General features: G+C 64.3%; 14 protein-coding genes. 2 read left to right on the top strand and 12 right to left on the bottom strand.

All coding sequences use genetic code 11. From position 1 onward, the window contains the following. Positions 1-2: 2 nt before the first annotated feature. Both FYB76_RS08050 and FYB76_RS08045 read right to left on the bottom strand, forming a co-directional pair. On the bottom strand, positions 3-209 hold the full coding sequence (locus tag FYB76_RS08050) for a hypothetical protein (protein WP_088754454.1): 207 nt from the start codon (positions 207-209) through the stop codon (positions 3-5). Positions 210-344: 135 nt separating this feature from the next. Beyond that, positions 345-1148, bottom strand: coding sequence for a hypothetical protein (locus tag FYB76_RS08045; RefSeq protein ID WP_154133298.1), 804 nt, complete (start codon positions 1146-1148; stop codon positions 345-347). Positions 1149-1368: 220 nt separating this feature from the next. Here FYB76_RS08045 and FYB76_RS08040 point away from each other — a divergent pair, with 220 nt between their 5' ends. Beyond that, positions 1369-3777 (top strand): DNA polymerase II, encoded by a 2409-nt coding sequence (locus FYB76_RS08040; protein ID WP_370516323.1) that lies wholly within the window; start codon positions 1369-1371, stop codon positions 3775-3777. Between the two features lie 81 nt (positions 3778-3858). On the opposite strand, the gene FYB76_RS08035 is transcribed toward FYB76_RS08040, so the two are convergent. The 4 genes from FYB76_RS08035 to FYB76_RS08020 all read right to left on the bottom strand — a co-directional run bounded on the left by FYB76_RS08035 (position 3859) and on the right by FYB76_RS08020 (position 6347). Then, entirely contained in the window at positions 3859-4338 is a 480-nt protein-coding gene (locus tag FYB76_RS08035) for a type II TA system antitoxin MqsA family protein (protein WP_154133297.1), read from the bottom strand. A gap of 1 nt (position 4339) precedes the next feature. Then, the gene (locus tag FYB76_RS08030; RefSeq protein ID WP_154133296.1) at positions 4340-4636 is read right to left on the bottom strand and encodes a type II toxin-antitoxin system MqsR family toxin; all 297 of its coding nucleotides are present in this window, start codon (positions 4634-4636) and stop codon (positions 4340-4342) included. A gap of 196 nt (positions 4637-4832) precedes the next feature. Next, positions 4833-5036 (bottom strand): hypothetical protein, encoded by a 204-nt coding sequence (locus tag FYB76_RS08025; protein WP_088754456.1) that lies wholly within the window; start codon positions 5034-5036, stop codon positions 4833-4835. Between the two features lie 66 nt (positions 5037-5102). After that, on the bottom strand, positions 5103-6347 hold the full coding sequence (locus FYB76_RS08020) for a multidrug effflux MFS transporter (RefSeq protein ID WP_088754457.1): 1245 nt from the start codon (positions 6345-6347) through the stop codon (positions 5103-5105). 320 nt (positions 6348-6667) lie between these two features. Here FYB76_RS08020 and FYB76_RS08015 point away from each other — a divergent pair, with 320 nt between their 5' ends. Beyond that, positions 6668-8389 (top strand): methyl-accepting chemotaxis protein, encoded by a 1722-nt coding sequence (locus FYB76_RS08015; protein WP_154133295.1) that lies wholly within the window; start codon positions 6668-6670, stop codon positions 8387-8389. 6 nt (positions 8390-8395) lie between these two features. On the opposite strand, the gene FYB76_RS08010 is transcribed toward FYB76_RS08015, so the two are convergent. The 6 genes from FYB76_RS08010 to FYB76_RS07985 form a co-directional block, all read right to left on the bottom strand. After that, positions 8396-9475, bottom strand: coding sequence for an adenosine deaminase (locus FYB76_RS08010; RefSeq protein ID WP_154133294.1), 1080 nt, complete (start codon positions 9473-9475; stop codon positions 8396-8398). Between the two features lie 54 nt (positions 9476-9529). Then, on the bottom strand, positions 9530-10498 hold the full coding sequence (locus FYB76_RS08005; protein WP_154133293.1) for a nucleoside hydrolase: 969 nt from the start codon (positions 10496-10498) through the stop codon (positions 9530-9532). 32 nt (positions 10499-10530) lie between these two features. Then, entirely contained in the window at positions 10531-11544 is a 1014-nt protein-coding gene (locus FYB76_RS08000; RefSeq protein ID WP_154133292.1) for an ABC transporter ATP-binding protein, read from the bottom strand. 12 nt (positions 11545-11556) lie between these two features. After that, positions 11557-12336, bottom strand: coding sequence for an ABC transporter permease (locus FYB76_RS07995; protein ID WP_088754461.1), 780 nt, complete (start codon positions 12334-12336; stop codon positions 11557-11559). Then, positions 12333-13193: an ABC transporter permease gene (locus FYB76_RS07990; RefSeq protein ID WP_088754462.1), complete on the bottom strand. Its 861-nt coding sequence runs from the start codon at positions 13191-13193 to the stop codon at positions 12333-12335. Before FYB76_RS07990 ends, FYB76_RS07995 begins: the two co-directional genes overlap by 4 nt. 78 nt (positions 13194-13271) lie before the next feature. Then, complete coding sequence (locus FYB76_RS07985) at positions 13272-14324, bottom strand: PotD/PotF family extracellular solute-binding protein (protein ID WP_154133291.1); 1053 nt, start codon at positions 14322-14324, stop codon at positions 13272-13274. Positions 14325-14405: the final 81 nt, after the last annotated feature.

Genomic DNA, 14405 nt, shown 5'->3' with positions numbered 1-14405 from the left:
GGCTAGGCGGCCATTGCGCTGCGGGTCTGGCGCCGCGCTGCTGCCAGGATCTCGCCGACGGCGTCGTCTTCCGAGTGCGCCGCCAGGGGCAGCGAGCCCCGGGTGATCTCTGCACGATCCTTCAGGATCGCGTAAGAGCCTTTCCAGCGGCCTTCGCTATCATCGGCCTGGTAGACCAGCAGGTAACCGTCGAATTCGATTTTCTTCATAGGAGCTTCTCGCCAGGGCAAGGGGAGCATGCGCACCATGCTCGATGTTGCGCAGTATGCCCGTGGCGCATGCTCCCGCCTGTCATCCGCCTTCGCAATCACGTGTAGGACAAGCGCGCAAACTCAAGCTTGGCCCTAGCGCGACTGCACCGGGGCCAGCAAGCCATTGAGCGCATCGGCCACGATCAGCGAGGGCAGCGAGGCGCGGTCGTTGCTGACGATCACCGTGTCCTTTTCCACGTCGCCGGGCAGCGCCAGCCGGGCAATGTAGCGGCAATCGGCGCTGCAGGTGTAGCGCAGCACGGTCTGGCCGCGCACGGCTTCGAGGATGTGCTGGCCGTTCTCCATGCCGTAGTAGCGCACCGCTACCAGCGGCTGCGTCTCGCCTGCGTCGGGGTCACGATAGAAGTACTGGCCGTGCTCGGCGCGCGCGTAATGCGGCCAGGGCGTGCTGCCGGCCGGTGCCAGGTGATCGATCTGGCGCGCGTCCAGGCCCAGCCGCAAGGCCGGCGTCGCCGGCAGCGCGACTGGTTGCGCCTGAGGCGGCGCCAGCGCAGCCAGGGCAGGTGCCGGCGCGCCCGCTGCTGCGGTTGGCTTGTCATTGCCTGCCGGCGCTGCCAAGGCCTCCAGTTCGCCCTGGCGGCGTTGGTACCAGGCCAGCAGGCAGTCGCGGTCGTGGCAATTGTCCTCCCGCCAGCGCCATTGCGCGTCGCTGGCGCTGCGGAAAGCACGCACGTCCGTCGCTGCCTGCCGCGCCCGGCGATAGGCGCGGCCCAGTTGATCGTCCAGCGCCGAGAGCTCGGCATCACGGCAGATGGCCTTTTCATTGGCCGACCCGGCGCGGCTGCAATCGAAGCTGGCGGCGTGGGCTGTCGGCAGCTGCAGGACGCCCAGCACGCTGGTGCTGCTGAGCAGGAGGATGAGGGGCAGGACTTTCATGGCGAGACTCTCCGTATTGCGGGGACGTGATGGGCGCCAGCATCGCACCGCCACCGGGGGCGCAAAACGCGGAGAAGACAGGGAATTTTTTTAAAATCTTTGCAGCTGAAAAAGCATGTTGGGCCTTCTTCACAATTGCCCTCGCGCGCTCCCGCCCTCGCGCACGTGCGCGCACATCCAAGTAGAATCCCGACTCCATCCGCACACCCCACGACTGACGGTGACCGACCAAGCCCTTGCTCTTCCTGCTGCTTCCCTGCGCCCCGGCGAGCGCGCGGGCTTCCTGCTGTCCCGGCACTGGCGCGATACGCCGGCCGGGGTGGAGATCGAGCTGTGGGTGGCCACCGACGACGGTCCGCAATGCCTGCGCCTGCCGCCGCAGACGGCCGTGGCCTTCGTGCCGCAGGCACAGGCCGAACGCGTGCAGGCCTTGATCGCCAACGAGCCCGGCATGGAGCTGCGCGCCCTGGAACACTTGAAGGATGTGAGCCAGCGCCCGGTGCTGGGCTTGTATGCGCGCCAGTATCGCAAGCTGCTGAAGATGGAAAAGACCCTGGTCGCCGCCGGCATCAGCGTCTACGAAGCCGACATCCGCCCGCCCGAGCGCTACCTGATGGAACGCTTCATCAATGCGCCCGTGGCCTTCCAGGGCGTGGACGATGGCCATGGGGTGCTGGTTGATGCACGCATCCGTGCCTTGCCAGGCTATCGTCCACCCCTGAAGCTGGCGTCGCTGGATATCGAAACCAGCTGGCAGGGCGAGCTCTACAGCATCGCCATCGAAGGTTGCGGCCAGCGCAGCGTCTATGCGCTGGGGCCGCCCAGCGGTGCGGTCGATGCAGTGGATTTCGAACTGCAGTTCTGCCACAGCCGCAAGGAACTGATCGACTGCCTCAATGCCTGGGTTGCGCGGCATGACCCGGATGCGCTCATCGGCTGGAACCTCATCCAGTTCGACCTGAACGTGCTGCAGAAGCAGGCCCAGAAATACCAGGCCACCCTGCGCCTGGGCCGTGGCGGACGAGCGCTGGAATGGCGCGAGCACGGCATGCGCGCCAACCACCTGCTGGTCAATGCAGCCGGCCGCCTGGTGATCGACGGGATCGAAAGCCTGCGCGGGGCATTCTGGAATTTTCCGTCCTTCAGCCTCGAGAACGTGGCGCAATCGCTGCTGGGGGAAGGCAAGGCCATCGCCACTCCTTACCAGCGCATGGATGAGATCGACCGCATGTTCAACGAGGACAAGGCGGCCCTGGCCACTTACAACCTCAAGGATTGCGAACTGGTCACGCGCATCTTCGGGAAGACCGACATCCTTTCCTTCCTGCTGGAACGCGCCAGCGTGACCGGGCTGCAGGCCGACCGCAGCGGCGGCTCGGTGGCCGCCTTCACGCACCTGTACCTGCCGCACATGCATCGCAAGGGCTACGTCGCGCCCAACCTGGGCGATGCCGAGGCGCTGGCCAGTCCGGGCGGGTTCGTGATGGATTCGCGCGCGGGCCTGTATGACTCGGTGATCGTGCTGGACTACAAGAGCCTGTATCCCAGCATCATCCGCAGCTTCCTGATCGATCCGGTGGGACTGGTCGATGGCACCTTGAATGAACCCGAGGGCCACACCGTGCCGGGCTACAACGGTGCGCGCTTCTCGCGCCGCAGCCACAGCCTGCCGGCCATCATCGAACAGATCTGGCAGGGCCGCGAAGCCGCCAAGGCGCAAGGCAACAAGCCGCTGCAGCAAGCGCTGAAGATCATCATGAATTCCTTCTACGGCGTGCTGGGCTCGACCGGCTGCCGGTTCTTCGATTCGCGGCTGGCGTCCTCCATCACCCGGCGCGGGCACGACATCATGCATCGCACGCGCGAGCTGATCGAGGAAGCGGGTTACGAAGTCATCTATGGCGACACCGATTCCACCTTCGTCTGGCTGCGCCGGCCCCATGGCGATGAGGAGGCACGCCGGATCGGACTGCAGCTGACCGCGCGCATCAATGACTGGTGGCGCGTCCACCTGGCCAGCCAGTATCAACTGGAAAGCGCGCTGGAATTGCAGTTCGAGGTGCATTACCAGCGCTTCCTGATGCCGCATGTGCGCGGCGCCGATACCGGCAGCAAAAAGCGCTACGCAGGGTACGTGCGCACGCCGGAGGGCCAGGACAAGGTGACCTACAAGGGCCTGGAAGCAGTGCGCACCGACTGGTCACCCCTGGCGCAGCGCTTCCAGCAGGAGCTGTACCTACGCATTTTCCGGGGCGAGCCCTATCGCGATTTCATCACCGGCTATGTGGCTGAGCTGCTGGCGGGAAAGCTGGATGAACTGCTGGTGTATCGCAAGCGCCTGCGCCGCCAGCTCGACCATTACGAAAAGAACGTGCCTCCGCATGTACGCGCAGCCCGCATGGCTGACCAGGTCAACGAGGAGGGCGGACGTCCGCTGCAGTACCAGCAAGGTGGCTGGATCAACTACGTCATGACGACCGCCGGTCCCGAGCCGCTGGAAAAGCGCCGCGCCGCCATCGATTACGGCCACTACCTGGAGCGCCAGCTGGCGCCGGTGGCCGATGCCATCCTGGTCTTCGTGGGAGACAGCTTTGCGGCGGTGACTTCGCCGCAGCAGGAGTTGTTTTGAGGTGCTCAAGCGCCCCTTCCGATGAGGCTATAAGAGCATCTTTGCTTCTTGCGACTCGCCCGGCTGCGGGTTGGATGCAGATCAGCGGCGCAGCGCTGCCGGAAGCGGCTTCGCCATGGGCTTCTTGATGCCCAAGGGGAGTGCCTGGGCAGCGGCCGGGGAATTTGTCCGCACTTCTTCAAGCAACTCGGGATGATTGCGCAGCAGGCGCAGCAGCTGCACCAGCGAAAGGGGCGGTCGCGTGGCGCCAGCCTCGTATCGGTTGAAGGCATTGATGCCGCCGCCGAACAGCACGCTTGCATCGCGCTGGCTGAGCTTGAGCGCCACGCGCGTTTCGGCAATTTCTGCCGGTTCAATGCGGGTGGCGTTCACCTCCCTGTTGAAGGCCAGCATGTCCGCAGAGACGCGGGACGACTCGTCGAAGTCGGTGATGGACTCGCCGCAGGCCGGGCAGAAATCACCGGTTACAGCTGAGATGGTCGTGGTTTCACCCTTGTAGGTATAGGGCAGGTCACGGGTATCGTGCACCATTTCAGCGGCACCGCAGGTGGGGCATTTCATCTCATTTCTCCTTGAAGGAAACAATCAGCAGGGAATTCACCACGGTCAGCTTGACGTAGAGCTGGCCTACGTGGGTCATCGGCTTGTAGACATCCTGCCAAACCTTGTCATCCGCGTGGGTTGTCATGGCTTTGTGAAAGTCGCCTTCGGTCAGCGCCATCACCACCTCCAGCATCTCGATGAAGCCCAGGCCAAGAGCCGCCGCACCTGCTTTTGCCGTATGGGTCGCAGCAACGCGCTGCTGCCTGATCAAGTCGCGCACGGTCGAAAGCGGGCAATGAGGCGAATTCTTTTCCATGAACGGAGTATAACCTAGTAAGTGTATTACACCAATTAGGTTATCATGCACCGTATCTTGCCTGCAATCGCTCGGACAGTCTTCGTCTTGCACGGATACCGCAAAGACAAAGGGCTGGATTCAATGAATCCAGCCCCAGGCTGACCTGCAATCCAACAGTGATTGTCTACGTTTGGCGCACGACAGCGTTCACGTTTCAGCGGTAATACGAATCACGCTCACGGCTTTCAATGCGCTCGTGATGGACACGCACGCGCACCGGCACCGGCTGGCGCTGCGCCTTGCCGTAGACCTTCTGCCACAGCACGGCCCCGAACGCCAGGCTGCCCGCCAGCAGGTACAGGGCATAGAAGGCGGCGAGATAGCTGGCGTAGTGCAACAGGGTCTGGATGAGGGCCATGGGGTTCTCCGGGCAATGAATCAGTGTCGATGACTGCATCGTATGCCCATGGCCGTTGCGCCGGTATCAGGGTTTTTCTGATGGTCGGATTGGCAACGCCCCGGGGACCGCCGGCACCTGCAGGTGCTGCAGCAGTTTGCCCACCATGGCAATGACGGTCAGCCCGACGATGCAGAAGAACACTGCCAGCGGCGTGAGGCTATGGATGGAGACAAAACCGGCCAATCCCATCATCCCAGAGGACACCAGCAGCAGCGCAAAGCCCAGGATGGCGCTGGTCAGTCCGGCAATGTGCGGGAAGATCGAATTGCCCTTGGCCATGAGCGTGGGATACATGGCGCCGGCACAGAAGGCCATCACCAGCACCGGCGTGATGAGCGTCCACACCGTCAGCCCGACCAGCAGGGCCAGCGCCAGCATGGCGAAGGCCGCCACCGTCATGACGCGCGCGCCGATGCGCAGCCGCTGTTCGGCCGAGGGCAGGCGGCGATGGTGGATGCGGTTGGAGATGCCGCCCAGGAAATACATCATGCCGATGGCCAGGGCCAGGTAGCCGAAGAAGGTGGGCGGCTGGTGCAAGGTGTTCTGCACCATGAAGGGGCCGACGATGTTGAACACCAGCAGGATGCTGTAGCACAGTCCCTGCGCCAGGAAGCAGCTCTGGAACACCGGGCTGGCCAGCACCATGCGCGCATTCTTGAGCAAGGTGGCCGGATGCAGGTGCACCGGCCGGGCCAGTGTCTCCCGATACTTCCACAGGATGGCCCACATGGCGAACGAATACACCAGCAGGAACACCAGGCAGGAGCGCCAGCCGAAGGCCTCCTGCAGGTGGGCGCCGATCACCGGCGCGATGATCGGTGCCAGCCCCCAGGCGATGGCCATGTAGGTGTAGGCATGGACCAGGGTTTGGCCGGTGAAGGAGTCGGTGATGATGGCCTTGGCCAGCAGGTTGGTGGCCGCAATGCCGAAGCCCTGCAGCACCCGCGCCGCGACGAAGGTTTCCAGGTTGGGGGCGGCCAGCGAGAGCACGCAGCCCAGCGTGAACAGACTGAGCCCCAGGACCAGGATGCGCTTGCGTCCGTAGGCATCGGCCAGCGGACCGAAGACCAACTGCCCGAAGGCATAGGCAATCAGGTAGCCGGTCACGCTGGTCTGGATCGCCTGGGCCGAGGTGGCGTAATCGACCGCCATCTCCGGCAGGGCCGGCACGTAGAGGTCGATGGCCAGCTGGCCGGCCGAGGCAAAGGCACAGATCAGGAACAACAGGAAACGAGGATGATTGGCAGCACGCGGTGCAACAGGGTTCATGGGCAGCAGTCTGCAGGGCAAAGTCCGCTATTGTGAACCGGGTTCGCTTTTCTTGCTGGCGCTCACACGATGGTGAACTAGATGTCGGTGATGGACTGAAAAGGCTCTGATATTTTTGTTACGGATCAGGATAGTTTTAGAGAGAAATTCAAATTTATTCGATAAAAAAAGCGAACTAATTCTAGATTCATCAAGCATCTTCCTGCGTTTCGCCCCTAAGCCAAGCCCTCCACGTATCGTCCGCCTGCCGGTCGGCGAGGCACTGCCCAAGAGGCTTTGCGCGGCCCGGTCGGATTTTTCAGACGAACAGGGAGGGGAAGATGTCCATCTATAAACGTTTCTCGATCAGGCAAATTCTGCTGACGATCACTTTCATCATTTCCGTGCTGATGGTGACGCTGGTGGTGGTGGCCATGGCCGAATCGCAGGCCGAGCGCGGGCTCAACCAGGCGCATCAGCGGCGATACGTGTCGCAGCAGCTGGCCGAGGAGTTGCGGCAGAGCTCGGATGATCTCACGCGCCTGGCGCGCACTTATGTGATCTCCGGCAACCCGGAGTATGCACGGCAGTATCAAGCGATCCTGGACATTCGCGACGGCAAGCGCGCACGTCCGGAACAATACCAGCGCATCTACTGGGACCTGGTCGCCGCCGACGGCCAGCCGCCCCGTCCGGACAGCAGCGTGACCGCCTCGCTGGGCGAGTTGATGCAACAAGCCGGCTTCACCCAGGCGGAGATGGACAAGCTGCTCGAAGCCAAGCGCAACTCCGACACGCTGGTGGCCACCGAGACCCAGGCCATGAACATCGTGCAAGGCCGCTACCAGGGCCGCCAGGGTGCTGACCTGCTGCTGGCCGAGCCTGACCTGGAATTGGCCCGGCGCATCCTGCATGACCATGCCTATCACGTGGAGAAGGCACGCATCATGCGTCCGGTGGATGAATTCCTGGCGATGCTGGAGGCGCGCACGGAGCGCGAGATCGTCCAGGCAAGCCAGCGCGCGGAGTCACTCAATGCCGCGACCACCCTGTTGGCAGGCGTGGTGCTGCTGGTCATGGCGGTGAGCCTGACCAGCCTGTACACCCTGATCACCGGGCCGCTCAGCCAGGCCGCTCATCTGGCCACACAGGTGGCCAAGGGCGACTTGTGCGGCCAGATCGAAGTCGAGGTCAAGGGCGAGACCGGCAAGCTGCTGGCTTCCCTGCAGGACATGCAGCAGGGGCTGCGCCACATCGTGTGCCAGGTACGCCATGGGGCCAAGGTCATCCGTGGTTCCGCCGGCAACATCGCTGATGGCGCACTGGACCTGGCCGCACGCTCGCAACAGCAGGCCTGCTCGCTGGAGGAAACCGCCGCTGCCATGGAACAGCTGAGCGCCACCGCGCAGCAGAGCGCCACCTGTGCCCAGCGGGCCAGCACCCTGGCGGACTCGGCCGCGCAAGTCGCCGCCGAGGGTGGTGCGGCAGTCGACCAGGTGGTCATCAAGATGGCGGCGATCCAGGCCGCTGCCGGACGCATCGTCGAGATCATCACGGTGATCGACGAGATTGCCTTCCAGACCAACTTGCTGGCGCTCAATGCGGCCGTGGAGGCCGCCCATGCAGGCGCGCACGGGCGCGGCTTCGGGGTGGTCGCCAGCGAGGTGCGGGTATTGGCACAACGTTCGGCGGCCGCCGCCCAGGAGATCAAGACCCTGATCGAAGCGTCGGCGCAGCAGATCGAAGAGGGCAGCCAGCGTGCCCAGGCGGCCGGCCTGACCATGCAGGAGGTGGTGGTGCAGGTGGGCAGCGTAAGCCGGGTCATTGCCGAGATCGCCAGCGTGAGCACGCAGCAGTCAGCCGGCGTGGTTCAGGTGGCCGAGTCCGTCAGCGCCATGGAGCAGATCACGCAGCACAATGTGGCACTGGTGCAGCAGTCTTCGGCGGCCGCCGAGGCGATGCGCCTGGCGACCGAACGGATGGCCGACCTGGTGGGCGCGTTCCGGGTGGACCAGGGGGAATTCCATGACGATGACGGCATGGTCATCGACATGGCGGCCTAGGGCCTGTCAGGCCTGCAGGCGCGCGTGCAGCTGGTCGAAGCGGGCAGTCCACTGGCTGCGCCATTGCTGGCGCAGCGACGGCGCCATCCACGCCGCATCCAGGCCATTGAGCATGAAGGCCTTGAAGTCACTGACCTGCGCGCCCAGTTGCAGCATCATCAGCCAGGCACCGCTGGGCGTGACCAGGTGCAGCGTCGGATCGTCGGTGTTGGGGTGCAAACGCAGCCCGGCCGCCAGCATCTGGCGGATCGGATGATCCTGCGCCCAGCGCTGCGGCGCCAGCGTGCGCAAGTAGTAAGAGTTGGTCGGCACCACCGTGAAGACCAGCCCGCGTTCGACGCAACGTTGCATCAGTTCGGGGTTGTCGACGATGGTGTAGCCATGGTCGATGCGGTCCACCTGCAGCAGGTCGATGGCGGTGGCCACGTTGTGCCAGGGCATGCCGAATTCACCGGCATGCGCCGTGCTCTTCAGGCCCGCTTCGCGCGCCAGGCGGTAAGCCGCTTCGAACAGTTCGGGCGGACGATCATTCTCGCGGTAATCCATGCCGATGCCTACCACTTGCGGTGCGCGCCTGGCCAGCATCCACTGCACCATGGCCACGGCTTCTTCGGGGCTGGCTTCGCGGTCGATGCTGGGGATCAGGCGTCCGATGATGCCGATCTCGCGTTCTGCATCGACGATGGCACGCACGATGGCGTCCTGCGCGTCGGCGTAGGCAATGCCCGAGACGCGCACCGTGCCGGTCGGGTTCCAGAAGAACTCGCTCCAGGCCACGCCGTGGGCGTGGGCATCCTGCAGGTATTCGTAGGTGATGCGGTAGAGGTCGTCGGGCTGGCGGATCAGCTCGGCATCCAGGGCGCGCAGCACGCGCAGCACGCCGACCGGTTTTTCACCGCGGGTATAGAAGGCGTCGATCTCTTCCGGCGAGACCGGATGACCGGCGCGGGCGGAGAGATCGCTGAAGGTCTCGCGGCGCACCGCGCCGAACAGGTGGCAATGCAGTTCGACCTTGGGCAGCGCCCGCACGAATTGTTCGAGCGTGAGCGGGCCGGTGTCTTGTTGGTGGTGGTTGTCGAGGGTCATGAAACGCAAATCAGTGGAGAGGGCCGGGGCCATTGAGCTTGGAGGTCGGCGTCTTCAGGAGAGCCTGCCCAGCAATTCCTGCATCATGCATTGCATGGCACGCGGGCCGTCGACCGTCATGGCGACCTCGGTATTGGCCGGGGCGCGGCGCGGTACGCGGAATTCGCAGACCGTCATGCCGCGCGTGAGGCGGCCCTGCAATTCGATGTCCACCCGCGCCGGCTGGAAGCTGAACAATTCCGGCCGCTTGAGCCAGATCGCCACCGCCGGGTCATACATCGGCATGGGTACCGAGCCGTCCGGACTGCGGATGCGCAGGTAGGCATCGAAGTAGCCTGCCAGCCATTTGGCGCGCGGGGTACCCAAGGCCCGTACCTGCTGGACTTCTGCGGCGGTCACCAGCAGCTGGCGGCACAGGTTCAGGCCGAACATGCGCAGCGGGATGCCGGAGCGGAACACCACATCCGCCGCTTCCGGATCGGCAAAGATATTGAATTCTGCAGCTGCCGTGTGATTGCCCTGGTCGGCCGAGCCGCCCATGAGGATGATTTCCTTGACCATGCCCGCGATCTCGGGCGCGCGCTGCAAGGCCACGGCCACATTGGTCAGCGGGGCGATGCACATGAGCGTGATCTCGCCCGCATGCAGGCGGATCGCCTCGATCATGGCATCGACTGCATTCGGCAGCGGATCGCGTTGCAGTTGCCGGGACTGGCGCGCTTCGAGCTCGGCGATGTCGACCTGGGGCAGGGCATCGCCCGTGGTGGCCATGCCGGATTCACCGAGGATGCCTTGTGCAGTTTCCACGGCGCCGGCCAGCGGCCGCTCGCAGCCCGCATAGACGGGCACGTCGAGCTGGTAATGCTGCTTGATGCGCAGCGCATTGTCGTAGGTGGTGACCAGCGGGGCATTGCCTGCCACGACTGAAACGCCCAGCCAGTTCACCTCAAGGTTGGCCGACAGCATCAGCATGGCCAGCCAGTCGTCAAAGCCGGGGTCGGTATCGAGCCAGATCTTGTGCATGTTTGTCTTCTTCTTCAAAGGTCGAGGGGAGCTCAGGCAGCCAATGCCAGTGCCTCATGCGCGGGCAGGTCGAAGTGCACGGTGTCGCCTTCACGGGCCGAAGCGAGGGCGGCGGGCGCTATGCCGCGCACCTCGCCCAGCGCGGTCTGCAACAGGTATTCGACATGCTCGCCGAGGAAACCGCGCGAGAGCACGCGGCCCGCGTAGGGACCGCTGCCGACCTGCACCTGCTGCACCCGCCATCCGGCGCAGGCGGTGCCTGCGGGCAGGCCGGCCAGCGGCAGTTGGCCCGCCGCACCGTGCAGCTGGCCGTCGCGATAATCGAACAGGTTCTCGAAGCCCATGAAGTTGGCCACGAAGCGCGTGCGCGGCGCATTGAAGAGCTGCTCGGGCGTATCGAGCTGCTCGATCTTGCCGCTGTTCATGACCACGATACGGTCCGACATGGCCAGCGCTTCATCCTGGTCGTGGGTCACGTAGAGCATGGTGATGCCGAGCTCGCGCTGGATGCGGCGCAGCTCGGCACGCATCTGCACACGCAGCTTGGCATCGAGGTTGGACAGCGGTTCATCCAGCAACAGCAGCTTGGGTTCGATCACGATGGCACGCGCCAGCGCCACGCGCTGTTGCTGGCCGCCCGACATCTGCGCAGGCAGGCGCGCTTCGAAACCGGCCAGGCCGACGGCGGCGATGACCTTCTCGACGCGCTGGCGCAATTCGGCGGCCGGCACCTTGCGCAGGCGCAGGCCGAAGGCCACGTTGTCGAATACGTTCAGGTGCGGGAACAGCGCATAGGACTGGAATACCAGGCCGATGTCGCGCTTGTTGGGCGGCAGGCGGCTGATGTCGCGGCCATCGAGCGTGATGCGGCCGGCGCGCAGGTCGATCAGGCCGGCGATGGCGCGCATGGTGGTGGTCTTGCCGCAGCCGCTGGGGCCCAGCAGCGAAATCAGTTCGCCGCGTTCCACGGCCAGGTCCAGGCCTTCCACGGCGGTCCTGGCGTTGCCGTAGCCGAGCGCCACTTGCTGCAGATTCAGGTAACTCATCAGGTTCTCACATCACATGTATTTGGAAATGCCCAGCACCTTTTCGGTGACCAGCACGAAGGCCATGGTGAACAGCACCAGCAGCGTGGACAGCGCGGCAATGGAAGGATCGAAACTGTTTTCCATGTGGCCCAGCATTTCGATGGGCAGGGTGCTGATGCCCGGGCCGGTGAGGAACAGCGACACCGGCACCTGGTTGAAGGAGGTCACGAAGGCCAGGAAGAAGGCCGCGATCACCGCGCCCCGGATATTGGGCAGCACCACCAGCCGGAAGGTCTGCATGCGCGTGGCCCCCAAGGTGATGGCGGCTTCCTCGATATCGACCCGCAGGTTGGCCAGGCTGGAATAGACCACCCGCACGGCATAGGGCGTGAGCAGCCCGACGTGGCCGATCAGCAGGCCCAGGAAGACGGGGGCATCGACCAGCAGCACGAAGTGGCGCAACAGGCCCAGGCCCACCAGCATGGCCGGGATGATCAGCGGCGACGTCAGCACCTGCTTGATCACCGCCATGCCCGGCGGCGGCATGCGCGACATCGCATAAGCCACGGGTACGCCCAGCAGCAGCGCGATCACGGTCGCCAGCAAGCCGATCTGCAGGCTGGTGCCGAAGGCCTGGCGGAATTCCTCGGCCTGCAGCACCGAAACGATCCAGCGCAGCGAATAGGAGGGTGGCGGGAAGGCCAGCGTCTCGCCGCCGCTGAACCCGGCCAGGAAGACGATGATGAAGGGCCCAAGCAGGAACAGCATCACGGCCCACAGCACCACGCGCGGGAAAAGTCCTTGTTTCATGTCGTCCTCCGGGGTGCGGCAATACGTTTCAAGCCGGCGTTGACGGCCAGCGTCATCGCCACCAGGATCACCGCGATCACGTTGGCGGTGCCGAAATCACTTTCCACGCTGACCTTCTGGTAGAGCAGCGTTTCCAGCATCAAGACCTTCGGTCCACCCAGCAGGGCCGGGGTGACGTAGGCGGTGACGCTGCCGGTAAAGACCAGGGTGCCGCCCACGATCAGGCCTTCCTGCGTCAGCGGCAGCGTCACGCGGGTAAATACCTGCCAGGCATTGGCGCCCAGCGTCGAGGCGGCCAGTGCGAGGTCGGCCGAAATGTTTTCCATCGCACTGACGAGCGACATCAGCATCAGGGGCAGCAGCAATTGCAGCAGGCCCACGAAGACCGCCATTTCGGTAAAGAGCAGGCGTTGCGGTTCATCGGCCAGCCCCAGCTGCAGCAGCACCGCGTTGACCGCACCATTGCGTCCGAACAGCACGATCCAGGCATAGGTACGCGCAATGGGCGAGACCATCAGCGGCAGGATCATCATGCCCAGCACCAGCCCGCGCCAGCGCGCAGGCACCCGCACGATGGCCTGGGCGGCGGGATAGCAGAGCAGGGCCGAGCAGAGCGTCACCAGGGCCGCAATGCGCAGGGTGCGCCAGAGAACCTGCAGGTGCAGGGGCTCGGCAAAGAAATCGGCGAAGCGGGCCAGGCTCCATTGCAGCGGGCCGCCGTCGAGGCTGTCGGGGCCGCCGATGCGGAAGGCATCCAGCAGCAGGGCCGCCACCGGCAGCAGGAAACAGACCAATGTGAAGATCAGCGCAGGCGTGACCAGCATCAGTCCGAGGCGTGATTTGGAAGAGGCGAGCATGGGGCGCAAACGAGGTCCGGAAAGAAAAGGGCGGCGCACTGCCAGCGGCAGGCGTCGCCACGGCGTGAAAGGTTACGCTTACTTGCTGATGCCCTTGTTCCACTGTTCCAGCCAGCCCGAGCGGTACTTCAGCAGGTCTTCCGGCTTGACGAACTTGAGCGAGGCGATGTGCTCACCGCCATAGGTATTGAATTCGGCCTTGTCCTTGGGCAGCACGACTTGCGTATTGACCGGCGAATCCACCAGTTCCATGGCCAGCGCCGTCTGCACTTCCTTGGAGAGCCAGAAGTCCATCAGCTGGTAAGCCAGGTCGGCATTCTTCGATTTGGCGACGATGCCCATCACGTTCATGCCGGCGGCCTGGCCTTCGGCGGGGATGGCCCATTTCAGCGGCATGCCGGTCTTCATCAGTTGCGACCAGGTGAAGCGCGCCACCGGTGCCACCCAGATCTCGTCCTGGGCAAACAGCGACGACAACTGCGCGCTGTTCTTGGTGAAGGTCACCACGTTGTTCTTGATCGAGAGGATCTTCTGCATGCCGGTGCCATAGTTGCCGCCCTTGCCGCCCCAGGCCAGGTCGGCCATCTGCAGGGCCAGCGGGCCTTGCGTGGTGCTCACATCAGGCAGCGCCAGGCGGCCCTTCAGTTCGGGACTCCACAGGTCCTTCCAGGATTGCGGGGCGCGCGTCTTGTCGCTGCGGTAGACCAGGCCGACCGAATAGATGGTGTAGCCGACTGCGTAATTGCCGCCGATGGGATTGCGGGCGAAGGGATAGATCTGACTGTAATTCTTCAGCTTGGCATAGTCCAGCGGCTGTACCAGGCCCTTGCGGGCGGCTTCGAGCATGCCGAAGTCCGACAGCAGCACCAGGTCCACCACCGGATTGTTGCGGCGGGCGTCGAGCTTGGCGATGCGATCGGCATTGTTGCCGGTTTCCACCACGATCTCGCAGCCGCATTTTTCCTTGAAGGGCGCATAGACCAGCTTGTTGAACAGCGGCTGGGAAATCGGATACGCCGACAGCACCAGCGTGCGCTTTTCCGCGTGGGCCGGGGTCGCCAGCAGGGACAGGCCGAGGCCGGTCATGGCCAGGGCGGCGAGGGGACGGAAGAAACGTGCGGGCTTGAACATGGCGGATCCTTGATACCGGTAAAAAGACTGCATATTGTAGGCCCGGCCAGCGCGGGAGCCACTGGCCAGGCCTGGGGAGAA

Origin of the sequence: Herbaspirillum sp. CAH-3, from assembly GCF_009668275.1 — a bacterium.
In the GTDB taxonomy this organism is placed as follows: Bacteria; Pseudomonadota; Gammaproteobacteria; order Burkholderiales; family Burkholderiaceae_D; genus Herbaspirillum; species Herbaspirillum aquaticum.
Note: the sequence above shows the minus strand (reverse complement) of the source record. Positions and strands in the feature narration are given on the sequence as shown.